The organism is Bradyrhizobium sp. STM 3843 (genome assembly GCF_000239815.1).
GTDB lineage: Bacteria > Pseudomonadota > Alphaproteobacteria > Rhizobiales > Xanthobacteraceae > Bradyrhizobium.
Window position 1 is genome coordinate 14,909 of the sequence record NZ_CAFK01000098.1, and the last position, 22,930, is coordinate 37,838.

General features: G+C 65.2%; 19 protein-coding genes. 9 read left to right on the forward strand and 10 right to left on the reverse strand.

The genetic code is table 11. The features are described from left to right. Window positions 1-63: 63 nt before the first annotated feature. Window positions 64-861, forward strand: coding sequence for a DUF502 domain-containing protein (locus BRAS3843_RS13400; protein WP_008969443.1), 798 nt, complete (start codon window positions 64-66; stop codon window positions 859-861). Window positions 862-902: 41 nt separating this feature from the next. Here the strand turns inward: BRAS3843_RS13400 and BRAS3843_RS13405 are convergent, their stop codons facing one another. Then, entirely contained in the window at window positions 903-1,274 is a 372-nt protein-coding gene (locus BRAS3843_RS13405) for a VOC family protein (RefSeq protein WP_008969444.1), read from the reverse strand. 225 nt (window positions 1,275-1,499) lie between these two features. Between BRAS3843_RS13405 and BRAS3843_RS13410 the strand changes: the two genes are divergently transcribed. After that, window positions 1,500-2,360, forward strand: a complete 861-nt coding sequence (locus tag BRAS3843_RS13410; RefSeq protein WP_083841363.1) for an NAD(P)-dependent oxidoreductase — start codon at window positions 1,500-1,502, stop codon at window positions 2,358-2,360. A 171-nt stretch (window positions 2,361-2,531) separates the two neighbouring features. Here the strand turns inward: BRAS3843_RS13410 and recG are convergent, their stop codons facing one another. Beyond that, entirely contained in the window at window positions 2,532-4,634 is a 2,103-nt protein-coding gene (recG, locus tag BRAS3843_RS13415; RefSeq protein ID WP_008969446.1) for an ATP-dependent DNA helicase RecG, read from the reverse strand. A gap of 190 nt (window positions 4,635-4,824) precedes the next feature. Between recG and BRAS3843_RS13420 the strand changes: the two genes are divergently transcribed. Together BRAS3843_RS13420 and mfd are read left to right on the forward strand one after the other, a co-directional pair. Beyond that, window positions 4,825-5,112, forward strand: coding sequence for a succinate dehydrogenase assembly factor 2 (locus BRAS3843_RS13420; protein WP_008969447.1), 288 nt, complete (start codon window positions 4,825-4,827; stop codon window positions 5,110-5,112). Next, window positions 5,112-8,627 carry a transcription-repair coupling factor gene (gene mfd / locus BRAS3843_RS13425; RefSeq protein WP_008969448.1) on the forward strand — a complete coding sequence of 1,172 codons (3,516 nt, stop codon included), beginning with the start codon at window positions 5,112-5,114 and terminating at the stop codon, window positions 8,625-8,627. Before BRAS3843_RS13420 ends, mfd begins: the two co-directional genes overlap by 1 nt. An 11-nt stretch (window positions 8,628-8,638) precedes the next feature. Here mfd and BRAS3843_RS13430 read toward each other — a convergent pair whose 3' ends face one another. The 4 genes from BRAS3843_RS13430 to BRAS3843_RS13445 all read right to left on the reverse strand — a co-directional run bounded on the left by BRAS3843_RS13430 (window position 8,639) and on the right by BRAS3843_RS13445 (window position 15,229). Further along, on the reverse strand, window positions 8,639-10,063 hold the full coding sequence (locus BRAS3843_RS13430; RefSeq protein ID WP_008969449.1) for a hypothetical protein: 1,425 nt from the start codon (window positions 10,061-10,063) through the stop codon (window positions 8,639-8,641). A 445-nt stretch (window positions 10,064-10,508) separates the two neighbouring features. Next, complete coding sequence (locus BRAS3843_RS13435) at window positions 10,509-11,738, reverse strand: hypothetical protein (RefSeq protein ID WP_008969450.1); 1,230 nt, start codon at window positions 11,736-11,738, stop codon at window positions 10,509-10,511. Between the two features lie 88 nt (window positions 11,739-11,826). After that, the gene (locus BRAS3843_RS13440; RefSeq protein ID WP_008969451.1) at window positions 11,827-13,335 is read right to left on the reverse strand and encodes a class I adenylate-forming enzyme family protein; all 1,509 of its coding nucleotides are present in this window, start codon (window positions 13,333-13,335) and stop codon (window positions 11,827-11,829) included. A gap of 67 nt (window positions 13,336-13,402) precedes the next feature. After that, window positions 13,403-15,229, reverse strand: a complete 1,827-nt coding sequence (locus BRAS3843_RS13445) for an extracellular solute-binding protein (RefSeq protein ID WP_035981639.1) — start codon at window positions 15,227-15,229, stop codon at window positions 13,403-13,405. Window positions 15,230-15,490: 261 nt separating this feature from the next. Here BRAS3843_RS13445 and BRAS3843_RS13450 point away from each other — a divergent pair, with 261 nt between their 5' ends. Next, window positions 15,491-16,300, forward strand: coding sequence for an invasion associated locus B family protein (locus BRAS3843_RS13450; RefSeq protein WP_035981641.1), 810 nt, complete (start codon window positions 15,491-15,493; stop codon window positions 16,298-16,300). Between the two features lie 123 nt (window positions 16,301-16,423). Here the strand turns inward: BRAS3843_RS13450 and hspQ are convergent, their stop codons facing one another. Next, window positions 16,424-16,756, reverse strand: a complete 333-nt coding sequence (gene hspQ, locus BRAS3843_RS13455; protein ID WP_008969455.1) for a heat shock protein HspQ — start codon at window positions 16,754-16,756, stop codon at window positions 16,424-16,426. Window positions 16,757-16,863: 107 nt separating this feature from the next. On the opposite strand from hspQ, the gene BRAS3843_RS13460 reads away from it, so the two are divergent. Then, window positions 16,864-17,817, forward strand: a complete 954-nt coding sequence (locus BRAS3843_RS13460) for an AEC family transporter (RefSeq protein WP_008969456.1) — start codon at window positions 16,864-16,866, stop codon at window positions 17,815-17,817. A gap of 1 nt (window position 17,818) precedes the next feature. Here BRAS3843_RS13460 and BRAS3843_RS13465 read toward each other — a convergent pair whose 3' ends face one another. Then, on the reverse strand, window positions 17,819-19,033 hold the full coding sequence (locus BRAS3843_RS13465; RefSeq protein ID WP_035981650.1) for a UbiH/UbiF family hydroxylase: 1,215 nt from the start codon (window positions 19,031-19,033) through the stop codon (window positions 17,819-17,821). 135 nt (window positions 19,034-19,168) lie between these two features. On the opposite strand from BRAS3843_RS13465, the gene pcsA reads away from it, so the two are divergent. The 3 genes from pcsA (at window position 19,169) to BRAS3843_RS13480 (ending at window position 21,798) form a co-directional block, all read left to right on the forward strand. Next, the gene (gene pcsA, locus BRAS3843_RS13470) at window positions 19,169-19,903 is read left to right on the forward strand and encodes a phosphatidylcholine synthase (RefSeq protein ID WP_008969458.1); all 735 of its coding nucleotides are present in this window, start codon (window positions 19,169-19,171) and stop codon (window positions 19,901-19,903) included. After that, window positions 19,900-20,622, forward strand: a complete 723-nt coding sequence (locus BRAS3843_RS13475; RefSeq protein ID WP_008969459.1) for a TerC family protein — start codon at window positions 19,900-19,902, stop codon at window positions 20,620-20,622. Before pcsA ends, BRAS3843_RS13475 begins: the two co-directional genes overlap by 4 nt. A 201-nt stretch (window positions 20,623-20,823) precedes the next feature. Beyond that, window positions 20,824-21,798, forward strand: a complete 975-nt coding sequence (locus tag BRAS3843_RS13480) for a quinone oxidoreductase (protein WP_035981643.1) — start codon at window positions 20,824-20,826, stop codon at window positions 21,796-21,798. 55 nt (window positions 21,799-21,853) lie between these two features. Here BRAS3843_RS13480 and BRAS3843_RS13485 read toward each other — a convergent pair whose 3' ends face one another. After that, on the reverse strand, window positions 21,854-22,345 hold the full coding sequence (locus BRAS3843_RS13485) for a hypothetical protein (protein WP_244425284.1): 492 nt from the start codon (window positions 22,343-22,345) through the stop codon (window positions 21,854-21,856). A gap of 296 nt (window positions 22,346-22,641) precedes the next feature. Further along, window positions 22,642-22,914, reverse strand: a complete 273-nt coding sequence (locus BRAS3843_RS13490) for a hypothetical protein (protein WP_008969462.1) — start codon at window positions 22,912-22,914, stop codon at window positions 22,642-22,644. Window positions 22,915-22,930: the final 16 nt, after the last annotated feature.

A 22,930-nucleotide genomic window follows, 5' to 3' on the forward strand; every position in this document is an offset into this window, starting at 1 on the left:
GCCACCCCCTTCAAAAATCTGCTAAGAGCCTTAGCTGAGATTTGATCCGATCTGGAAGTCTGCATGAGTTCCCGCGACGACCTGCCGCCCCAGCCTGAGCCTCCGGCCGATCCGCCTGCCGAAACAACCCACCACGGGTTGATGTTTCGGTTCCGCAACTATTTTCTGACCGGCCTGGTGGTGGCCGGACCGGTGGCGATCACGCTTTACATCACCTGGTGGTTCGTCACCTGGGTCGATGGCTTGGTGCGGCCGTTCGTGCCCTCGGCCTATCGCCCGGAGACCTATCTTCCGTTCGGCATTCCCGGCTCGGGCCTGATCGTCGCCGTGGTCGGCCTGACCTTGCTCGGCTTTCTCACCGCCAACCTGATCGGTCGCACGCTGGTCGACCTCGGCGAGCGCATCCTTGGCCGCATCCCGGCGGTGCGCGCCATCTATCGCGGCCTGAAGCAGGTGTTCGAGACGCTGTTTTCCGGCAAGGGCTCGAGCCTGCGCCGGGTCGGCCTCGTCGAGTTTCCGTCGCCCGGCATGTGGTCGATCGTGCTGATCTCACAGCCGCCCAGCACCGACATTGCGAACAGCCTGCCGGGACAGGAAGACCATATCTCGGTGTTTCTGCCATGCGCGCCGAACCCGACGACCGGCTTCTTCTTCTACGTGCCGAAGAGCAAGATCATCGAGATCGACATGAGTGCGGAGGACGCCGCGACGCTGATCATGTCAGCTGGCGTGGTGCAGCCGGGCTCCGACCCACAGAAGAAGGTCGCCGCGCTGGCCAACATGGCCCAGGCGGCGCGGATCGCCCACGCCGGCTCCGAGACGTCCTCAGACTTGCAGCCCGAGCCGGCAAAGGTCGAATAGGCGCGTGTTCTCCGGCGCGGTGCCAGGGGAGCCTGTTCGGCTCATTCGGCCGCCGGCCTGAAGACGCGCAGCCGATGTCCGTCGGGATCGAGCGCGGTGAAGGTGTAGCCGAAGTCCATGCGTGTCGGTGGCTGTGCGATCGTAAGTCCGCGCGAGGCCCAGTCGGCATGCAGCCGATCAACCTCGCCCGTGTCGGTGACCACAAAGGCGATTTCGCCCGCACCGGCAGCTCCGTTTGCCGCCGGCTCGACGGCCTGGCGTGACCATAAGCCGAGCATGATGCCGTCACGCAGCGGCAGCATCGCGAAGGTAGGCGCTTGCTCGATGATCGGCCGCTCGAGCAGGCCGGAATAGAACGTCGCGCTCGCCGGTGGATTGTCCACATAAAGGATCAGGAAACTGAAGTCGGGCATGACGGCTCTCTCCTTGACTGGCGCGACAGGCGCCGCGGGGGAAGAGATAACGGATCGTGCTGTCAGAACGTGTCAGCAGCGTGAGAGCGCGGCGATCAGGGTGGGGCGCCTCCCCATATCCGTGCTTCCTGCTCCGATTTTGAAATGCTGCCTTCACCTTTCGTGACTTCAGCCAATCCATGGAACACGGTTAGAGTACCGCTGTACCCGCTATCGGAGCGATCTATGATTCCCAGCATTGCTATTCTCGCGCCCGGCGCCATGGGCAGCGCGGTCGCTGCGCGCCTCGCTGAGCACGGCGCCAAGATCCTGACCTCGCTTGACGGCCGCAGCGATGCCACCAAAGCGCGCGCGGTCGCAGCCGGCATGATTGCGGCGGCTCCGGCCGAGATCGCGAACGCCGACATCATCCTCTCGATCGTGCCGCCGGGCGAGGCTTTGGCGCTCGCCGAGCAGTTGGCGACACTGATCACCAGGAGTGCGAACAAGCCCGTCATCGTCGACTGCAACGCGGTCAATGTCGAGACGGTCCGCAAGGTCGAGGAGATCGTGCTGTCCTCAGGCGCGCGCTTCGTCGATGCTGCCATCATCGGTCTGCCGCCGAAGCCCGGCACCAAGGGGCCCGCGCTCTATCTCAGCGGCGAGGACGCCAAGGACGTCGTGGCGCTGCGTGAACTTGGTCTCGACTTACGCATCGTCGATGGCCCAGTCGGCGCCGCGTCGGCGCTGAAGATGTCCTACGCCGGGATCAACAAGGGGCTGACCGGGGTCGGCGCGGCGATGGTGCTTGCCGCGACGGAGGCCGGCGCGGCCGACGCGCTGCGCGACGAACTTGCGCTGAGCGCGCCCGCGGTGCAGGCGCGACTGGCCAATTCGCTGCCGGACATGCTGCCGAAAGCCTATCGCTGGGTGGCCGAGATGCGCGAGATCGCGGGCTTTCTCGGCGACGACCATCCGGCCGCGTTGATCTATGAGGGCTTTGCACGGCTGTTCGAGCACATCGCCGCCGATGCGCAAGGCGAGGGGACGGAAGGTGCAAAGCTGGTGGATTTTGCAGAAAGCTGCAAGGCGACGAAGCCGGCGTGAGTTGAGAAGCGCAGGGCGGGCAAGCGAAGCGTGCCCACCCTTGCAAACGACGCACCTGGCTCACCGCGTACCTGGGTCATAATGGTGGGCACGGCGCTCTTTCGCCTCTATGGAGGGGAGCGTCATCGAAGGCGCCTTTGCCCACCCTATGATGCGCGATGACGGCGCGATCTACCCCGCCGTCAGCAGCGGGATCGCCTCGTCGCGCTCATAGAGATAGAGCAGGCAGCGCAGCGCCTCGCCGCGCGGGCCCTGCAGCTTCGGGTTCTCCTTCAACACCCGCAATGCCTCGTCGCGCGCCTGCGTGATCAGCTGCGCATGCACCTCAGGGCGCGCGATGCGATAGCCGGGCAGGCCGCTCTGGCGGATGCCGAGCACGTCGCCTTCGCCGCGCAGCTTGAGATCTTCCTCGGCGATGCGGAAGCCGTCGGTGGTCTCGCGGATCACGGCAAGCCGCGCCTTCGACATCTGCCCCAGCGGCTCGCGATAGAGCAGGATGCAGGTCGAGGCTTCCGACCCGCGGCCGATGCGGCCACGCAGTTGGTGCAGCTGCGCCAGTCCGAAACGCTCGGCATTCTCGATCACCATGATCGTGGCGGCCGGCACGTCGACGCCGACCTCGACGACCGTGGTGGCGACCAAAAGCCTGATCTCATGCGCCGCGAACTGGCCCATGACGCGGTCCTTCTCGGTGCCCTTCATCTGGCCATGGACGAGACCGACCTTGTCGCCGAAGCGCTTCGAGAGGCCCTCGAACCGCTTGGTCGCGTTGGTGAGGTGATCGGTGCCCTCGGCCTCGGATTCCTCCACCAGCGGGCAGATCCAATAGGCCAGCTTGCCGGCGTCGAGGGCGCGGCCGATCGCATCCATCACGTCGCCGAGCCGCGTATCAGGTACGGCGCGGGTGTCGATCGGCTGCCGCCCGGCCGGCTTCTCGCGCAGCTCGGAAATGTCCATGTCGCCGAAATAGGTCAGCACCAGCGTCCGCGGAATCGGCGTTGCCGACAGCACCAGCACATCGACGGCGTCACCCTTCGAGGTCAGCGCCAACCGCTCGCGCACCCCGAAGCGGTGCTGCTCGTCGACGATGGCGAGCGCAAGCGCCTTGAACACGACATCGGCCTGGATCAGCGCGTGGGTGCCGACCAGGAGATCGATCTCGCCGGCCTCGAGGCGTGCGAGAATGTCGCGCCGCTCCTTGCCTTTCTCACGGCCGGTCAGGATCGCAACGTTCATGCCGGCGCGCTCGGCCAACGGCGCGATGGTCTTGGCATGCTGGCGCGCCAGGATCTCGGTCGGCGCCATCAGCGCCGCCTGCTTGCCGGCCTCGGCAACGGCCGCCGCGGCGAGCAGCGCAACCACCGTTTTGCCCGAACCGACATCGCCTTGCAGCAGCCGCAGCATGCGCACCGGCTTGGAGAGATCCTCCGCGATCGCTGCCATCGCCTGCTGTTGCGAGGTGGTCAGCGCATAGGGCAGGGCGTCGATGATCTTGCGGCGCAAATGGCCATCGCCGGCATGGCGGTTGCCGGCCGGCCGCCGCAGCTGCGCGCGCACCAGCGCCAGTGCCAGCTGTCCCGCGAGCAGCTCGTCGAAGGCGAGCCGTGACCAGAATGGACCGTCGGGCAGGATGTCCGTCATCTCCTGCGGGACGTGAACGCGGGTCAACGTGTCCTTCAAAGGTGGGAAGTTGCAGCGGCTCATCACCTCCGGGCTGATCCATTCCGGCAAGGCTGGCAGCTTTGTCAGCGCCTGGCCGATGGCGCGGCGGAGCGATCCGAGCGCGAGACCTTCGGTGAGCGGATAGACCGGATCGATGCCGGAGAGCTTCGCAAACGCCGCCTCATCGAGGATGCGGTCGGGATGGACGATCTGGGGCATGCCGTCATAGCGCTGCATGGTGCCAGAGACATAGCGCTTGGCGCCGACCGGCAGCTGCTTCTCGATATAGTCGCCCTTGGCGCGGAAGAAGGTCAGCACCACGTCGCCGGTGTCGTCGCTGGCATAGACCAGGTAAGGCGCGCGGGCATTGCGCGACGGCCGGTGTCGCTCCACCGTCACCTCGAGCGTGACCACGGTCCCGACCTCGGCATCGCGAATTTTCGGCCTGTTCCGGCGGTCGATCACGCTCGACGGCAGGTGCAAGAGCAGGTCGACCAGACGCGGCGTATCGTCCGCGCTGAGCAGGTAGCGCAGAAGCTGGTCCTGTTTCGGCCCGACGCCGGTGAGGCTGGTGACCGGCGCGAACAGCGGATTGAGCAGAGCAGGGCGCATGGGCGACACTTAAGACCGTTTGTGGGCCGGCATACCCGCCCTTCCGCCGACATCCACCTGTTTTTTCGCGGGCCACGCGGCCGAACATATCGGTTCTGCGGCGGACAGGGCTGACAGGGCCAAGGGCGGTCGCTATATGAAGCGCGCCCGGCTCGTCCGGGCTTTTGGCGTTGCACTTCAGGATATCGCGATGACTGGGACCACCCGATCGAGCCAAGGCCTTGATGACCACCGCAAGCGGCTGCTGTTCCGCTGCTGGCACCGCGGCACGCGGGAGATGGACCTGATCCTCGGTCGTTTCGCCAACGCGGAGATCGCGACGCTGAACGACGAGGAACTGGCCGAGCTCGAGCGCTTGCTCGAGATTCCGGATCCGGACTTCTACGCCGCGCTGACCGGGAGCCTGCCGCTGCCGCCTGAGGCGGGCGGCCCGCTGTTTGCGCGCATCAAGGCGTTCCGCGCCGTGGATGTGGATTGATGAAAAGCCCTGTCAAATCTCCCGCCGAGCTGCTCGCGCCCGGACGCACGCTGACGCTCGCCAATGTCGCCGAGGGGGCCGAAGGTCTCGTTGCCGCCGACCTCGCCCGGGCCGTGGCCGCACGGCCAAAGCCGCCGACGGTCAGCCTGGCCGTGATCTGCCGCGATGGCGCGCGGATGCAGCAGCTGGCCCGTGCGTTGGACTTCTTCGCGCCTGACCTGCCGGTGATGCAATTCCCGGCCTGGGACTGCCAGCCTTATGACCGCGTTTCGCCGCATGGCGGCATCCTGGCCCAGCGCGTCACCACTTTGGCGCGACTGTCGCGGCTTGCCGGCAGCGACAAGCCGCTGATCGTGCTGACCACGGTGAACGCCGCGGTTCAGCGCGTGCCCGCGCGCGACACGATGGCAGGACAGGCGCTGTCGGTGGCGCCCGGTCATGTCGTGCCGATGGACTCGGTGGTCGCCTGGCTCGAGCACAATGGCTATACGCGCTCCTCCACGGTGCGCGAGAGCGGTGAATATGCCGTGCGTGGCGGCATCCTCGATCTGTTTCCGGCCGGGCTCGACCAGCCGGTCCGCTTCGACTTCTTCGGCGACAGCCTGGAGTCGATCCGCTCCTTCGATGCCGAGACCCAGCGCACGCTCTTGGACATGCGCTCGCTCGACCTGGTGCCGGTCTCCGAATTCCAGCTCGTCACCGAGACCATCCGCCGCTTCCGCATGGGCTATGTCGCCGAGTTCGGTGCGCCTGAGCGCGACGACGCGCTCTATGAGGCCGTCAGCGAGGGTCGCCGCTATCCCGGCATGGAGCACTGGCTGCCGCTGTTTCACGACAGGATGGAGACACTGTTCGATTATCTGTCGGGCACGCCCGTCGTGATCGAGCCGCAGGGCGAAGACGCGGCGCGCGAGCGCTTCAAGCAGATCGCCGATTATTACGACGCGCGGCGGGAAGCGATGGAGCATCCCGGCGGCGGCGCGATCTACAAGCCCCTCCCGGCCGATCGGCTCTATTTCAGCGAATCCGAATGGACCGCACGGCTGGACGCGGCGCCGCTGGCGCGGCTGACGCCCTTTGCGGTGCCCGAGGCGAGCGGCGTGGTCGACATCGGCGCACGCCAGGGCCGCAATTTCGCGCCCGAGCGCAATGATGCCGCCGTCAACGTGTTCGCGGCGGTGGTGGCGCATGTGCAGGCGCTGCAGGCCCAGCGCAAGAAGGTCGTGATCGCGCTGTGGAGCGAAGGCTCGCGCGACCGCATGACCAGCATGCTCAGGGATCACAAGCTGGCGCTGGTCACCAGCGTCAACACCTGGCGCATGGTGCAGGCGACGCCGCGCAATGAGACCATGCTGGCGGTGCTGGGGCTGGAGACCGGCTTCGAGACTGACCAGATCGCCGTCATCTCCGAACAGGATATCCTGGGCGATCGTCTGGTGCGGCCGCGGCGGGCGAGCCGCAAGCTCGACAATTTCATCTCGGAGGTCACGAGCCTTGCCGTCGGCGACATCGTCGTCCACGTCGACCATGGTATCGGCCGCTTCGTCGGCCTGCAGACCTTGGAGGTGGCCGGCGCGCCGCATGACTGCCTCGAGCTGCGCTATGCCGGCGAGACCAAGCTGTATCTGCCGGTCGAGAACATCGAGCTGTTGTCGCGTTATGGCTCCGACCAGACCAATGTCGAGCTCGACAAGCTCGGCGGCAGCGGCTGGCAGACCCGGAAAGCGAAGCTGAAGAACCGCATCCGCGAGATCGCGGGCGAGCTGATCAAGATTGCTGCCGAGCGAATGCTGCACGAGGCGCCGAAGTTGCCGGTGCAGGCCGGCGTCTATGACGAGTTCTGTGCCCGCTTCCCCTATGACGAGACCGAGGACCAGGAAACCGCGATCCAGGCAACGCTGAAGGATCTGGAAAGCGGCCGCCCGATGGACCGGCTGATCTGCGGCGACGTCGGTTTCGGCAAGACCGAGGTGGCGTTGCGCGCCGCCTTCGCCGTGGCGCTCGACGGCAAGCAGGTCGCCGTGGTCGTGCCCACGACGCTGCTGGCGCGCCAGCACGCAAAAACTTTCAGCGAGCGCTTCCGCGGCTTTCCGGTCAATGTCGCGCAGGCCTCGCGCCTCGTCTCGACCAAGGAGCTCAACCAGGTCAAGAAGGGACTGACCGACGGCTCGGTCGACATCGTCGTCGGCACCCATGCTCTGCTCGGCAAGTCGATCAAGTTCCGTGATCTCGGTCTTCTGATCGTCGACGAGGAGCAGCATTTCGGCGTCAGCCACAAGGAGCGGCTGAAGCAGCTGCGCGCCGAGGTGCATGTGCTGACGCTGTCGGCCACGCCGATTCCGCGCACCTTGCAGCTTGCGCTCACCGGCGTGCGCGAGCTGTCGATCATCGCGTCGCCGCCGGTCGACCGGCTTGCCGTTCGCACCTTCGTTGCGCCGCATGATCCCGTCATGATCCGCGAGGCGCTGCTGCGCGAGCGCTATCGCGGCGGCCAGGCGTTCTACGTCGTGCCGCGCATTGACGATCTCGCCGAGGTCAAGGAGTTCCTCGACAAGACCGTGCCGGAGATGAAGGTCGCGGTCGCGCATGGTCAGATGGCGCCGACCGTGATCGAGGACATCATCTCGGCCTTCTACGACGGCAAGTTCGACATCCTCTTGTCGACCACGATCGTCGAATCCGGTCTCGACATTCCCCGCGCCAACACGCTGATCGTGCATCGCGCCGACATGTTCGGCCTCGCCCAGCTCTATCAGCTGCGCGGCCGCGTCGGCCGTTCGAAGCTCAGGGCCTATGCGCTGTTCACCCTGCCATCGACGCACAAGATCAGCGCGCAGGCCGAGAAGCGGCTCACCGTGCTGCAGTCGCTGGAGACGCTCGGCGCCGGCTTTCAGCTTGCCTCCCATGACCTCGATATCCGCGGCGCCGGCAATCTCTTGGGCGAGGAGCAGTCCGGCCACGTCAAGGAGGTCGGCTTCGAGCTCTATCAGTCGATGCTCGAGGAGGCGATCGTCAACCTCAAGGCTGGCGTCACCGAGCCCACCGTCGACCGCTGGTCGCCGCAGATCACGATCGGCATGCCCGTGCTGATCCCGGAGGATTATGTCTCCGATCTCTCGGTGCGGCTGTCGCTGTATCGCCGGCTGGCCGATCTCGAGACCGACGAGGAGATCGAGAATTTCGCGGCCGAATTGCGCGACCGGTTCGGCAAGCTGCCGGACGAGACGCGCTATCTGTTCAAAGTCGCTGCGATCAAGAACTACTGCCGCAAGGCCAATGTCGAGAAGGTCGATGCAGGGCCGAAGGGCGCCGTCATCTCGTTCCGCGACAACAGCTTTGCCCATCCCGACCGCCTCGTCGCCTTCATCAAGCGCCATGGCCAGGCCGCCAGGGTGCGGCCCGACATGAAGGTCGTGTTCCTGCAGGATTGGGAGACGCCGGAAGAGCGGCTCGCCGGGGCGACCGATATCCTGAAGGACCTTGCCGAACTCGCCGAGAAGAAGAAGGCGGCGTGAGCTGCGCGCGGTCAATTGGCGGGCGTGCTGCGCCCGTCAGGAGTCCGCCGCAGCAATGGCGATTTGGACCGTGCATTGACGAAGAACACGACGCTGGATTGCTCGCTCGACTGGTGCGAGTCGCCCTCGAAGCGCATGACATAGGCGCCCGGGAGACGTGGCGCGGTCCATCGCGCCGAGATCTGCGCGATTTCCGGTCCCTGGTATTCGAGCGGCAATCCCCCGCCATAGGGCACCAGGTCGAGCGCAGCCGCGCCGCTATGCGCGCCGGCGCGTGGCACGGCGCTCACGGTCAGCCGGCCACGGATCGCCGTCGTCGGCGTATCCGGGATGATCAGTAACTGCATAATCTCGTCCGGCGCAAAGGTGCGCTTGTTGAGATTGATGGTGATGCCCGCCTTGGCCATCACGAAGGTTCTCATCTGCGATAGCCCAAAGATCTCGTCCAAAGCGTCCGCAAGCTGCACGGTGCCGAGGATTCCGACGTGGTCGCCGGGCATCGTATATTTGCCGGAGTAGCTTCCCGCCAAGGCGCTGAACACCGGGACTGTTCCATCGCCGTCGACGGTGATGGTCTGCACAAACGTCGTACCGCGATAGAGATAGGCGTTCGAGGTCTGATAACCGGTCCCGGCGATCAGATAATAGGTGACGTGGTCGGGACGGTTCTTAAAGTCCAGTTCGTGCCACGACGTCGCCGCGGCGCGGGCGTTGGACGGCATAAGCTGATACTTCTCGTCCACGGCAGTATCGTAGACATCCTGATTCTGCTGGCGTTGCCCGAGGCTGGTGTCGAGCAGCACTTCCGTGCCCGGTTTCGGGAAACATTGAAAGCCGGCCGGATATAGCGGGTTGTTTGCGATCTGGCGGTAGTCGTCGCTGCTCAGTCCGAGCGCGCCGTCCTCGCAGCCCAGCGCGTGCCCGAGCGCGGCCGCTGCGCCCAGATGCGGTCCGCAAATGCAGATGAGACGGCCGATCCTCGCGAACCAATTCGCATTCCGATATTTCCGGCTCTCCAGCACCAGCCGCGCCACCAGATTGCCCATGGAATGGCACACGAGCGTGATCGATGTCGCGCCGTCGCTGACCGCTTTGGCAAGCCGCTGCGCCAGCATCTCGGAGGAGGCGGTGAAGGCAGGCGCGGTCTGCCAGAGGTCGACGCGCCAATCATAGTAGAAGTCGACGCGGCTGGCGCCGAGCCGGCCCGCGATCTGATCCAGCTTGGTCATGATGGGGCGGTAGACAGGATATGAGTAGCCCTCCCAGACCGGGAGCTCGGCCCAGATCGCCGTCGCCACCACGGCGGGGTCGAGCAACTCACTGATCCGGTGGTAGCCCTCCCAGGCGATCTCGTCGAGCGTCGGCGGCCATACCGGCGTCTGGCCGAGACTGAGACACGATCCTTCGATACCAGGCACCAGAATGATCGTTTCCATGGGGCCCCTCCCTGGACGCGGGGTGCTGCTGCCGCATCAACACCATCAGGCTATGTGTAATTTGGTATGAACTCAATCGAAAGTTGATGGCCTCTCGTCAGGTCATTAAGGCTGCGCCGCCGGCGGTTGGACCGACTCCGTCCCTGTTATCGTCCCAAGTTCGCGGCGCGTCACCAGAGCAGCCAGCCGAACCGCATCGCCATGGTCGCGATCAGGAAAACCAGGATGATTCCGATGACACCGATCCAGTCGGTCTGATCGCGAGATCTTCCGTTTTGCATCCGCCGGTTTCCCACGCGCTTCGCTTCCAGTCTCGTTTTTGCGAGACAAGTAGGGCAAAGCCGCGACGACAGCGTGTGTCCCCGCTTGATCGCTGCAAATGGCGAGGGAGGCTCGCAGCCTCAGGCTGGACGGTCCCGACGCTCGGAAGCCGGAAGCGACGGCATCAAGACGCCGCGCGCCGCGTCTCGCCATGGAGCCGCGCAAGCAGAGTGCGTGCGGTATCGCCGACTTCCAGCGCGGCGACCGTGATGGACGGCTCGGCGCGGGTGTCGCGCTTGCCGTGCGAGGTGTGGCGCATCACGCTCAAGAGCCTGCGCGTGATGCCGTGGGCGGCGCGCAGGTCGGTTTCCGCGAAGACGACGATCACCGAGCCGTTGTCTTCGCGCGTGCCGAAATCGATCCGGCGCATCAGTCGGCTGATGATCCGGGCGCCGTCGAACTGGGCGCGGGGATGTGTTGGATCGAAGGCAAATCGTGCCACCGCGAGGCCGCTGCGTTGCTTCTGGGCCTGGGTCACGGCGGTCGCGAAGTCACGGGCAAAAGCGGGCTTGGTCAAAAGGCCGGTTTGCGGATCGAGCAGTCCGCCAGCTTCGATGCTCCTTAAGGCGCGGCTCAACCGCGTCTCGAAGGCATGCTGGCGGATCAACGGCAGGGCACTGGCGGCAATGTGCGCAGGGTCGCCAGTGACGATCTCGAGATTGGCGAGCTCAGTCGGCGGCGCTTGCAAGCTGGAGGTGGCCACGACGGCCAGGTTGCGGAAGCGCGTATCCTCGGCGAGTACGGTCAGGAAGGCGTCGATGACGCGCGGCGTGAAGCCGTCTCCCAGCACGACGCCGTCGATGTCTCGGCTCGCGAGATGTTTCGCCGCCGCCTCGATGCTGAGCGCGCCGACCACCACCATGCGCTCGCCGAACGCGACCGAGAGCGCCGGATAGGATGCGCCGCGGCCGAGCAGCAGCACCGTGGCGTCGTTCAGCGGATCGGTGTCGGGCAGGCCGACAGGTTCAGCCCTGGCCTCATCGAGCCGGCGCAACACGGTCGCATGGAGGCTGCGAAGCCGGAGCGCGGCGCGCAGACGCGCCACCAGCCGATCGGTGTCGTTCTCGCTCCGGAAGGGCACGGCATTGTCGGGAAGCGTCCCGTGGTGCCCGAGCGCGATCACGGGAATATAGGGCTTTCGCGCGGCAGCCTCTCGCGCAACGACCGCGACGTCGGCTTCGCTCGCGCCATCGAGCACCGCAACGACCGCCGCCGGTCGCGAGTCCGACATGGCGCGTGGCGCTTCGCTCCAATTGGCTTCGATCGAAGGAAAGATCTTCGCTGCCGAAAGGGCGGCGACAAGGGAAGACCGCGCGGAATTCGAGACGACGAGGAGCGGGCCTTGCTGCGACATACTGGGAACTCAAGGGCACAAGCGAACAGGCCTGTGATCCTAGGTCGCCTGCGTTAACGCGCCGTTAGCAATACACGCTGCTGGCGAGCTAGGCGGGGGAGTTGCTCCGGTCCCGGAATGCCTCCACCATCAGCGGATTGAGGCCGAGCTCCGCGAGCGCCTCGCGGGCGCGCGCATTGTCCATGGCACGCCCGGCGAGCCGGTGGCCGCTGAGCCGGTCGGGCAGGGCGGTCAGTAGCGCCCCCTGGCCCAGCCGCCGCGACCATTCGTGCAGGTCCTGCGCCAGGAAACGATAGCCTCCGACAGCCATCACCCCGGAAGGGGGCGCAGTGATCGAAATCACGTCGCGGGTGCGGTCGAGACGCACGGCGTATTCGGTATCGACATAATCGCGCGGCTGCGGCGGCATCATCGAGTCGCTCGGCGGTGGCGGCGGAGTATAGGCTGCGATCACGACCATGGGCCCGCGCAATCCGAGCGTGCCCTTCGGGGTCACCAGCACTTCGCCGGCAATGGAAGAGCCGGGCTGGTCGCGCGGCGCGCCCTGCAGTCCGGGTTTGACCGGGCCTGGCGCGCCGTCCGGCGTGGTGCGGCGCACGGCGAACAACCCGGCCTCGCCGAACAAATAGACGTCGGTCATTTCGACCTGTTGAGCGCTCCAGGTCGGGCTCGAGCTCACCTGCTCCGGCGCGCGCCACATGCCGATCACGTGGCGCAAGGTCGGCAGGCGGGCTGCGAGATCACATTCGTCGAGCCGCAACGCCAATTGTGCCGGCGCGATCAGGGTGTCGCAGCCAAGCTCATTCATCTGCTGCTCAAGCGCCTCGGAATCGAACGGATGATGCAGCGCAAGACTGCCGCCCGACAGCAACCAGGTCACGATCGAGGCGGCAAGGCCGGCAAAGGACGACGGCACAAAGGCCGACATCATGTTGGCGCCCTGCGGCAGGTCGCTTTCCAGCGAGATCGCCAGCCCGCCTGCGATCAGGCTCAAATGGGTGCGCGGCACGGCCCGGAAGCCCTCGCCGGTGACGTCGAACGAGATGATCGCCGCCTTGCGGCCGTCCTGCAGGACGTTGCGGGCCGAGCGTGAAGGCTTTGCAATCGCCTGGTCGAGCGAAAACATGCCTTCCGGCAGATCGGGACCGAAACCACAGACGTGGCGGATCGAGAACGCCTCCGCCGCGGCATTCATCGCGAGGTCAGCATGGATCACGCCGTCGACCTTGGTGGTGGTGACGATCGCGCGCGCACTGACGCGGTTCAGCGCGGCCACCAGCTCCGCCTGCCGCCACAACAACGGGAACACCGCCACTACCAGCCCAGCCCGATGGGCGGCGAGCACGGTCAGCATGAACTCCACAGTATTCGGCAGCTGCACCGCGATCACCGAATTTGCCGGAAGCCCGGAGTCGATGAAATGCGCGGCAATCGCCGAAATGATCCGGTCGGCCTCGGCGTAGGTGAGGATGCGCGGCGGCTGGCCGGTGACCCGCGGCTTGTTGACGGGATCGATCAGCGCGACCGTGTCCGGCTTGCGCGCCAGGATGCGTTGGAACAATGCATCAAGCGTCGGCGATGTCGTGACCTGATTCACTTGCTGCCCCGTGCTTCCCCGGTGCCTGACATCCGGGTCCCCGAAAAATAGCCCCGCCCGCAGTCGATCATTTCGGTGCCGAGTCCGGCCGCTGCCACCAGCTCTCGGGGAGCGATCCCGTCAGAGCTGTCCGCTTTGGCCGTTCTATCCGATTCCAGCGTGCAATCCATTCTTCCGCCGCATTAAGCACCGGAATCGCGTAGAAGCCAGCCATCAGGGCGCGGTCCAGAGCCCGGACGGCTGCAACGAAATCCGGCCTGTCGCGCGCGCGCAACAGCGCGGCGATCATGGCATCGATGGCGGGGTCCTTCGCCCCCATGTAATTGCGGCTGCCAGGCCGGTCCGCGGCCTCGCTGCCCCAGTAGAAGGCCTGCTCGTTGCCGGGCGACAGCGACTGGTCCCAGCGATTTTGGATCATGTCGAATTCAAAGCCGATCCGGCGCTGATCGAATTGCACGGGGTCCACCACGCGCACAGCGGCTGCAATTCCGGCACGCTTGAGGCTGTCGGAATAGGCCAGCGCGATGCGCTCCTGATCCCGTGTCGTCACCAGGATCTCGAAAGCGAGCGGCGCATGGGTCGCGCGTTGCCGCAGCACGGCGCCATCGAGCTGATATCCTGCCTCGGACAGCAGGTTCAATGCGGCTCGGAGCGTCGTACGGTCGCGACCTGAGCCGTCGGTGACCGGCAGGCGATAGCTGCCGTCGAGGATGTCGGAAGGGATTTCGCCGGCAAACGGCTTGAGCAGCTCCCGCTCGGCCGTGTCGGCAGCACGTCCATAGGCCGACAAGTCCGAGCCCGCAAAGTAGCCGCCGCTGCGCCGGTACAGGCCGAAGAAATAGTTGCGGTTGATCCATTCGAAATCGAACAGCAGCGTCAATGCGCGGCGTACGCGGATGTCGGAAAAGACCGGCCGGCGGGTGTTGAAGACGAGAAATTGCGAGGGCTGCGGCATGCCTGAGATGACCGTGTCGCGGACGACCTCGCCGGCTTTCACAGCCGGGAAGTCATAGCCCTCGTGCCAGCGCAGCGGCTCGTCCTCGATCCGGAAGTCGTAGAGACCGCGCTTGAACGCCTCGAACGCGCCATTCGCCTCGCGATAGAAGTCCAGCCGGATCTCGTCGAAATTCCACAAGCCGCGATTGATCGGCAGATCGCGTCCCCAATAGTCGGGGTTGCGCGCAAGAATGACGCTCGACCCGGGCCTCACCGCCGTGACACGGTAGGGGCCGGAGCCGATCGGCGCCGTCATGGTGGTTTCCTCGAAGGTAGAAACCTCAGTCGCGTGCTGCGGCAGGATCGGCATCAATCCGAGGATCAGCGGCAGCTCGCGATCCTCGACGCCGCCGAAATCGAACCGAACCGCGAGCGGGCCCAGCGCTTCGGCCTTCGCGACCTTGCTGTAATACTGCCGATGATTGGGCCGGCCGTGGTCGCGCAGCAGAGCCCAGGAGAACAGAACATCCTCCGCACGCACCGGTTGACCATCGGAGAAGCGGGCGCGGGGATCCAGTCGGAACGTGACGAAGGTTCTTGCGTCGTCGGTCTCGAGGCTCTTGGCCAGGAGGCCGTAGAGCGTGAACGCCTCGTCATTGCCGCGGGCGAGCAGACTCTCGACCACATAGGTTCGTATCTGCTGCACCGCGACACCCTTCACGATGAAGGGGTTGAGGCTGTCGAAGGTTCCGAGCAATCCCCAGGTCAGGCGACCGCCTTTCGGCGCGGCAGGATCAACGTAAGGCAGGTGGTCGAAATCGGCAGGCAGCGCAGGGAGCCCGTGCATGGCAATGGCATGGCTCTCGGTTGCGATTGCGCGCGGGGTGTAGATCGGCTGCAACAGCGCGGCCAGAACAGCACAGAGCAGGCCCGCGGCGAGCCGCATGCGCCAGAGCATTAACATCGGAACGCAAGCATTTGATTCGGAACCGCTCACAACCACCTTTTAGCACAGGCTGTGAAGGCATAGACCGCGCCCGCACAGGGTGCCGCGGCATTGATCTTTCCGCACGCCACGTTAAGAAGGCGGGCGAATTGGGCAAGGTGGCAACGCCTGTCACTTAACCGCCTCATTTCCTGAGGAGACAGCCGCGCGAAACGGCTTGGTGTGGCGCCTTTGGCGGTCTCGGGCGCTGCCGTTCAGAAAGGGTTTTCCGCAATGAATTTCCGTGACTTGGCCTCGTCGGTTGGGCCGCGTGGGCGGCTCGTCGCCTTGCTGGCGGCCACCGCGCTGGCTGTTTCCTTCGCATCGAGCGCGCAAGCCCAGGCCCCGGCGCCTGGCGCGCCGAAAGCGAAGGCTCCGGCTGCGCCCAGAGCACCAGCTCCCGCTCCTGTTCCCCAGGCCCAGGCGCCTGGCGGCGTCCCTCCAGCTGCTGGCGCGCAGGCCCAGGGCCAGCAGCCGCCTGAGCAGCAGATCCAGCTGATCTACGCGCCGTGGACCAAGTTCTGTCTCAAGGGGCAGGACGCCAACGCCAAGCAGGTCTGCTTCATCGGCAAGGACGGTCGTATCGAGTCCGGCCAGCCCGTGGTTGCGGCCGTCATCATCGAGCCGGAAGGTGAGCCCAAGAAGATCCTGCGCGTCACCCTGCCGCTCGGCATGCAGCTTCAGCCAGGCACCCGGATCGTCGTCGACAACAACCAGCCGATGCAGAACCCCTATGTGATCTGTTTCCAGAACGGCTGCATGTCGGACTACGAGGCGACGCCCGACTTCATCGCGGCCATGAAGAAGGGGCAGAATCTCTACGTGCAGGCGATCAACTCCAACGGTGCGGCGCTGACGTTGCCGCTGCCGCTGCAGGAGAAGGATACGGGCGGCAGCTTCGGCAAGGCCTATGATGGTCCGCCGACCGACCCGAAGCAGTTCGAAGAGAACCAGAAGAAGTTGCAGGAAGAGCTGCAGAAGCGCGCAGAAGAGCAGCGCAAGAAGCTCGAATCGACGCAGCCGCAGCCACAAGCTGGCAAGTGACGACGTCAACAAGTGGCGACAGCAAAAAGGCGCTCGAACGAGCGCCTTTTTTGTCTGCAAGGTCGTTTATGTGCGACGTCTGTCAGGCCGCGGGCAGCAGGCAGCACACCGCGCGCAGGCGGCTCAATTCAATGATGGATTGCGCGGACGATAGCCGCCCGACTTGTCCTTGATGAAGATCTCGGCGACCTGGGAGTGGCGGATCGGCTCGCCGGAATTGTCGGGCAACAGGTTCTGCTCCGAGACATAGGCGACATATTCGGAGTCCGCATTCTCCGCGAGCAGATGGTAGAACGGCTGGTCCTTGTGAGGGCGCACCTCCTCGGGGATCGACAGCCACCACTCCTCGGTGTTGTTGAATTCCGGATCGATATCGAAGATCACGCCCCGGAACGAGAAGATCCGGTGCTTCACGATCTGGCCGATCTGGAACTTGGCGGTTCGCGCTTTGATCATCCGTTCCGAATAGACCAGGATTGCGGCCGACGCTAGTGCCCGGGCGGCCGATTTAATCTAGAGCTGTCGCAATCCCGCATCGCAAATACCCACCCCAAACCTTTTCCATGATCGACATCCTGAACCTGGCGTTGCCGTATTTCGGCGTGGTTTTCATTGGCTTCGCCTGCGGTAAATTGAAACGGCTGCCCGACGCAGGCCTCGCCTGGATGAACTTCTTCCTGCTCTACGTGTCGTTGCCGGCGCTGCTGTTTGGCATCATGGCGCGAACACCGTTCTCGGAGTTGAACAACCCGCCATTCCTGGTTGCGACGACGCTGTCGACCATGGTTGCCTTCGCGTTGGCGCTCGTGATCGGCTGCATCGTCGGGCGGTTGCCGTTTCGTGAGGCAACCATGGCCGGCCTCGCCGGAGGGTACGGCAATATCGGCTATATGGGACCGGGCCTGGCACTCGCCGTGCTCGGCAACAAGGCTGCGGCACCGACTGCGCTCATCTTCTGTTGCGACAGCATCTTCTTGTTCTCGATCGTGCCGCTGCTGATCGAATTGACCGACCGGGACCATCCGTCGCTGTTGCATGCATTGCGCGTCGTGCTGCGTCAGATCCTGCTCAACCCGCTGATCATGTCGACCTGTGCCGGCGCACTCGCCGCGGCGGTCCATTTTCAGCCGCCGGTTGCGTTCGATCGGACCTTGCAGTTCCTGCAGAATGCGGCCGCGCCCACCGCGTTGTTCGTGCTGGGCGTGACCGTGGCGCTCCGGCCGTTCAAGCGCGTGCCGTGGGAGGTGCCCGCCGTGATCGCGGTGAAGCTTCTCATCCACCCGCTGCTGTCGTTCGGCTTGATGCTTGCGTTCGGGCCGTTTGCTCAGCCTTGGGCGGCGACGGCCGTGTTGATGGCATCGTTGCCGCCGGCGCTCAACGTGTTCGTGATCGCGCGCCAGAACGAGACCTGGATCGAGCCGGCGTCGGTCACGGTGCTGATCGGCACCTTCGCATCCGTGGTCACGCTGACCAGCGCGATGTGGCTGATCCAGAGCGGCCGGCTGGTGTTCCCCTGAACTAACCGGCGCGACGGCTTGTCCCCGGAGCGCTAGGCCGCCAGGAGGGCGCCAGTCCCTCGCGCATGGCAAGCCGACGGAGCGGTCCGATCGAGCCGATCAGATGTAGTCCGGCGGCGCGCAGCGACTGCATCGGCAGGAGATCGCTGAGCAACGAGCGATTGGCCACGTCGATCACGAAGGTGCGGCTGAGAATGTCGGCGCCCCGCGCCGCCCCATAGCGCGCGAGCACGGCAGCCGAACCGAGATCCTCACCGGCGGCTCGGGCCTTGCTCACGACCGATGCGATGTCCATGGCATCGCGCAAACCGAGATTGAGCCCTTGCGCACCGATCGGCGGCACCACATGGGCAGCCTCGCCGACCAGCGCAATACGCTGCCGCGCGTATTGATGTGGCCGCTCGATCGCGAGCGGGAACAGGTGACGGCCGGGTTCGACTTGGACGCGGCCGAAAATGGCATGCGACTGGCGTTCGGTCGCGGCCGACAGGGCGTCGTCATCCAGCGCGAACAGCCGATCCGCCTCTTTGGGCGCGGCAACCCAGACGATGCTGCAGCGGTCGCCGGGGAGCGGCACGAACACGCATGGCCCATGGGGTGTGTGGAACTCGGTGGAGACGTTGTGATGCGGCCGCGCATGGGTGATGTTGAAGGTCAGCGCGGTCTGGTTCAGCGCCCGCGTGGAGACACCGATGCCGGCCGCCTCGCGGCACAGTGAATGCCGCCCGTCGGCGCCTACAACGAGCGGAGCGGAGAGGGTGAGGCCCGACGCAGTTGTGATGGTGACCGTGTCCTCCTGCACGAGGACGCGTTCGGCCTCCTGCTCGATCCGCACCAATCCCGGAAGCTCGGCTGCGCGCCGCTCCAGCGCCTCGACCAGCACACTGTTTGCGATGTTGTAGCCGAACACATCGCGCCCGATCTCTTCGGCGACAAAGCGGACCTCAGGCGCGCGGATCAGGCGACCGGTATCGTCGACCAGCCGCATGGCTTTCAATCCCGCAGCCCGATCTTTGCAGAGCTGCCAGACCCCGAGCTCGGCGAGGAAGTCGACCGAGCCGCCGAGCAGGGCGGTGGTACGGTTGTCAGCATAGGGGGCGCGGCGGGCCACCAGAGCGGTTGCGGCACCGGTTTGCGCCAGTGCGATTGCGGCCGCGAGCCCCGCGGGACCGCCACCGACCACGGCGACATCGAAAGAGGCGGGTGTATCAGTCATGTAGGGGAACATCGACCTTCTAGCGGGCTTTTTCAAGCCCGCGTAAGGATAACGCGCTATGTAGCAAACACGCGGCGATAGAGCGCAGCCACCGATGTGCAAATCGTTCCGATTCCTGCTAGCACTGCCGGCGTCATGGACAGCTTGAAACCAGAGGGCGACGCATTGGCGACGCCGGCGCATCGTGCGGCGGCGTTTTCAGTGCACGTCTTCACCGCGCTCGGTGCCGGCGTGGCGCTGCTGGCGATGCTGGAGGCTGTTCGCGAGCACTGGACCGCGATGTTCTGGTGGTTGGGTGTGGCCCTCGTGATCGATGGTCTCGACGGTCCGATGGCGCGACGCCTGGACGTCATGACGGTGCAGCCGCACTGGTCCGGCGACGTGCTCGATCTGGTCGTGGATTTTGCGACCTATGTATTTGTGCCGGCCTATGCGATCACGGCCAGCGGCATGCTGCTGCCGCTGGCTGCGCCGCTGCTCGGAGTTGGGATAGCAGTGACCGGCGCGCTCTACTTCGCCGACCGCCGCATGAAAAGCGACGACAATCATTTTCGCGGCTTTCCCGGCCTTTGGAATATCGCCGCCTTCTATCTCTTCCTGCTGCATCCGCAGCCTGTCCTGGCAAGTCTGGCAGTGGCGGCGCTGATCGCGCTGACGTTCGTGCCGTTCCATGTCATCCATCCCGTTCGCGTGGTCCGGCTGCGCCGGCTGACCTTGTCGCTGATGGTGGTCTGGGCGCTGCTCGCGATCGACGTCCTGGCGCGGGACTTCGATGTCGGCGCGCCGATCACCGTGCTCCTCAGTGCGATTGGCCTCTACGTCGTCGCGAGCGATTCCGCGATCCGGCTCCTGAGATCCCTGAAAGCATGATCGAACTTCTGACCAATCCTGAAGCATGGGCCGCACTGCTCACGCTGACCGCACTCGAAATCGTTCTCGGCATCGACAATGTCATCTTCCTGTCGGTGATCGTCTCGCGCATTCCGCAGCCGCAGGCGACGCGGGCGCGGCAGATCGGGCTTGCGCTGGCATTGATCTTCCGCATCCTGCTGCTCAGCGTCCTGGTCTGGCTGATCGGACTGACCGCGCCTGTAGTCTCGGTGCACGGTCTCGATCTGTCCTGGCGCGATCTGATCCTGATCGGGGGCGGGCTGTTTCTGATCGCCAAGGCGACGCACGAAATTCACGCCGAAGTCGAGGCGCGGGAGTCGGATCAGAAGGGCGGGGGAGCCAGCGGCTTCCTGCTGGTGATCCTGCAGATCATCATCATCGATCTCGTGTTCTCGCTGGACTCGATCATCACCGCGATCGGCATGGCCCAGGAGCTCGAGATCATGATCGCTGCGGTCGTGATCGCGGTGGTGATCATGTATCTTTCGTCCGGCCCAGTTGCGCGTTTCGTCGCAGCGCACCCGACCACCAAGATGCTGGCGCTGGCCTTCCTGGTGCTGATCGGTGTCGCGCTGGTTGCGGACGGATTCAAGTTCCACATCCCACGCGGGTATATCTATTTCGCGATCCTCTTTGCGGTTGCGGTCGAGTTCTTCAATGTGCTGGCAGGGCGCAACCGCAGGAAGCGCGGTAGCTAGCCGGCAGCCAGTTTGACCCGGCCCAAGTTGACAAGGCGCGCGTGATCGCATTCGCTGGACGAAATCGGCCATGGGGCCTCGTCCTTCCGGACACGCGGCTTGCGATCGGCCGGGCCTGATGTCCGATGAGAATCAGGTATTTGTTGTAATAGTTTCGGCCGGACCGGAGGACACGGCCACAGGGCTGGAGGAGCAGACGCAATGGTCAAGGCGGTGTGCGTGCACAAGGTGGGAGGTCCGGACGCCCTCGTCTACGAGCCCGTCGACATTGCGGTCCCCGGCCCGGGAGAGGTTCGCATCCGCCAGCACGCGGTTGGCCTGAACTTCATCGATGTCTATTACCGCACCGGCCTCTACAAGGCGCCCGGGCTGCCTTTCATCCTGGGCAATGAGGCCGCCGGCGAGGTCGTCGCGGTCGGCCCAGGCGTTACCCATTTCCATCCAGGCGATCGCGTCGCCTATTACCATAACCTCGGCGCCTACGCGACCGAACGCAACATTCCCTGGGAGCGGCTGGTCAAGCTGCCGGATCACATCACCTATGAGCAGGGCGCCGTGCTGATGCTCAAAGGGCTGACGGTCTGGTACCTCCTGCACAAGACCTTCAAGGTCGAGCCACATCACCGCGTGCTGATCCATGCGGCGGCAGGCGGGATCGGTCTGCTCGCCTGCCAATGGGCGCGCGCCATGGGCGCGCATGTGATCGGCACGGTCGGATCGGCGGCAAAGGCTGAACTTGCCCTCGCCAATGGCTGTGACCACGTCATCCTCTATAACGAGGAGGACTTCGTCGCCCGCGTCAAGCAGATCAGTCGCAATGAGCTTTGCGATGTCGTCTATGACGGCGTCGGCAAGGCCACCTTTCCCGGCTCACTGTCCTGCCTGAAGCCGCGCGGGCTGTTCGTCAGCTTCGGCAATGCGTCGGGTCCGGTGCCGCCGTTTTCCATTGCCGAGCTCAACGCCCACGGCTCGCTGTTTGCGACCCGTCCTAAGCTCAATGACTACATCGGCAAGCGCTCCGAGCTGCTCGAAGGCGCTGATACGCTGTTTGCGGCGGTCATCAGCGGCAAGCTGCATGTTCCGATCAATCATGCCTATGCGCTGAAGGATGCCGCGAAGGCGCACAGTGATCTCGAAAGCCGCGCCACCACCGGCGCGTCGATCCTGAAACCGTAGCGAGGCTCGCGCCGGATCGGGGCCCGTGCTGTAGCGTTCGGCTGTCGAACTCCAATCACGCCGTAGCGTCTGTCGCGATCCGGGCGGGTGCCAGGCTGTCCGTCCCGAGCATCCAGTCGCGTTCGCGTGCTTCATCGGCGAGCGCGAGGGCAAGGCCGTGATTCAGCTCATAAAGGCCGGACGGCAATCCGGCGCGGCTCAAGGCGGAGCTGAGGGCATCCTGAATGAGGCCGCGCAGCGCGCGGTGCGGCGCTGAGAGCGGGACATCGACGTCACGTCCAGCCATGGCCTGCGCACAGGCACGGCGATCGAACGAGGCATGGCCGCGACAGGCCAGTGGTCGAACGGGGTGGATGATACAAGCGCCGCGGACGATGAACGGGCATGGTTCGCGGCGCGTCATGCGTTCCGTCTCGCTCAGCCCCCGCGTCGCGCGGTTGGCATGGGCGATCCGGCGCGACAGGCCGATGGTCGAACCCGCGGGACCCGCGTCGATCTTGCGGACGTAACGGTTGATCAGGAAAATTTCCGGCGCGGTCGCGCTCACCCGGAGCGCGCAGCAGGACGGGCAACCTTTTTGGCAGGCAAGCGGCGGCAGATGGGCCGTCTGAGCTTCGATGTTGGCTTCGAACAGATCGAAAGCCCGGTCGGCCAATGCTTCGATGAGCTGGCCTGAAGCTGATCGCGTGGCCAGGATCGCGCCGAACATTGTTTCCAGCCGAGCAGATGCGGCACTAATCACGGGCGCTCTCCGGCGTACAGCTCACATGCGCGTCGACCGCGGCGCCCGGCACGCTGCGGTCGACCAACAGGCGGTGAGGGCGCTCACCGCCGCTGGAAGGATCAAGCGGCCACGTCCTTCAGGATCGCCTCGAAGCGCGGACGCGGAATCCGGAAGAAGCCTCGGCCGCCGGCGAAGGTCTGGTAGTGCGGGCGCGCCCTCTCGAGCAGCAGCTTGTACCACGCGTCGGCCGTCAGATGGGCAGGCCTCTCACCGATCGAATTGATCTCGGAGCTGGGGAAGAAGCGGACGTGGATCAACACGTCCTCCATTGCCGGGCTCGGCGCAACGGCATCGCCGACCGGCAACGCTCGCGCCAGATTGTCTCTCGCCATTCATTATCTCCTTTTC

What these genes read in the sequence shown, in the direction of transcription:
- BRAS3843_RS13400 (WP_008969443.1), top strand. Translation starts at nt 64, where the DNA reads ATGAGTTCCCGCGACGACCTGCCGCCCCAGCCTGAGCCTCCGGCCGAT.
- BRAS3843_RS13405 (WP_008969444.1), bottom strand. Translation starts at nt 1,274, where the DNA reads ATGCCCGACTTCAGTTTCCTGATCCTTTATGTGGACAATCCACCGGCG.
- BRAS3843_RS13410 (WP_083841363.1), top strand. Translation starts at nt 1,500, where the DNA reads ATGATTCCCAGCATTGCTATTCTCGCGCCCGGCGCCATGGGCAGCGCG.
- recG (WP_008969446.1), bottom strand. Translation starts at nt 4,634, where the DNA reads ATGCGCCCTGCTCTGCTCAATCCGCTGTTCGCGCCGGTCACCAGCCTC.
- BRAS3843_RS13420 (WP_008969447.1), top strand. Translation starts at nt 4,825, where the DNA reads ATGACTGGGACCACCCGATCGAGCCAAGGCCTTGATGACCACCGCAAG.
- mfd (WP_008969448.1), top strand. Translation starts at nt 5,112, where the DNA reads ATGAAAAGCCCTGTCAAATCTCCCGCCGAGCTGCTCGCGCCCGGACGC.
- BRAS3843_RS13430 (WP_008969449.1), bottom strand. Translation starts at nt 10,063, where the DNA reads ATGGAAACGATCATTCTGGTGCCTGGTATCGAAGGATCGTGTCTCAGT.
- BRAS3843_RS13435 (WP_008969450.1), bottom strand. Translation starts at nt 11,738, where the DNA reads ATGTCGCAGCAAGGCCCGCTCCTCGTCGTCTCGAATTCCGCGCGGTCT.
- BRAS3843_RS13445 (WP_035981639.1), bottom strand. Translation starts at nt 15,229, where the DNA reads ATGCTCTGGCGCATGCGGCTCGCCGCGGGCCTGCTCTGTGCTGTTCTG.
- BRAS3843_RS13450 (WP_035981641.1), top strand. Translation starts at nt 15,491, where the DNA reads ATGAATTTCCGTGACTTGGCCTCGTCGGTTGGGCCGCGTGGGCGGCTC.
- hspQ (WP_008969455.1), bottom strand. Translation starts at nt 16,756, where the DNA reads ATGATCAAAGCGCGAACCGCCAAGTTCCAGATCGGCCAGATCGTGAAG.
- BRAS3843_RS13460 (WP_008969456.1), top strand. Translation starts at nt 16,864, where the DNA reads ATGATCGACATCCTGAACCTGGCGTTGCCGTATTTCGGCGTGGTTTTC.
- BRAS3843_RS13465 (WP_035981650.1), bottom strand. Translation starts at nt 19,033, where the DNA reads ATGACTGATACACCCGCCTCTTTCGATGTCGCCGTGGTCGGTGGCGGT.
- pcsA (WP_008969458.1), top strand. Translation starts at nt 19,169, where the DNA reads ATGGACAGCTTGAAACCAGAGGGCGACGCATTGGCGACGCCGGCGCAT.
- BRAS3843_RS13475 (WP_008969459.1), top strand. Translation starts at nt 19,900, where the DNA reads ATGATCGAACTTCTGACCAATCCTGAAGCATGGGCCGCACTGCTCACG.
- BRAS3843_RS13480 (WP_035981643.1), top strand. Translation starts at nt 20,824, where the DNA reads ATGGTCAAGGCGGTGTGCGTGCACAAGGTGGGAGGTCCGGACGCCCTC.
- BRAS3843_RS13490 (WP_008969462.1), bottom strand. Translation starts at nt 22,914, where the DNA reads ATGGCGAGAGACAATCTGGCGCGAGCGTTGCCGGTCGGCGATGCCGTT.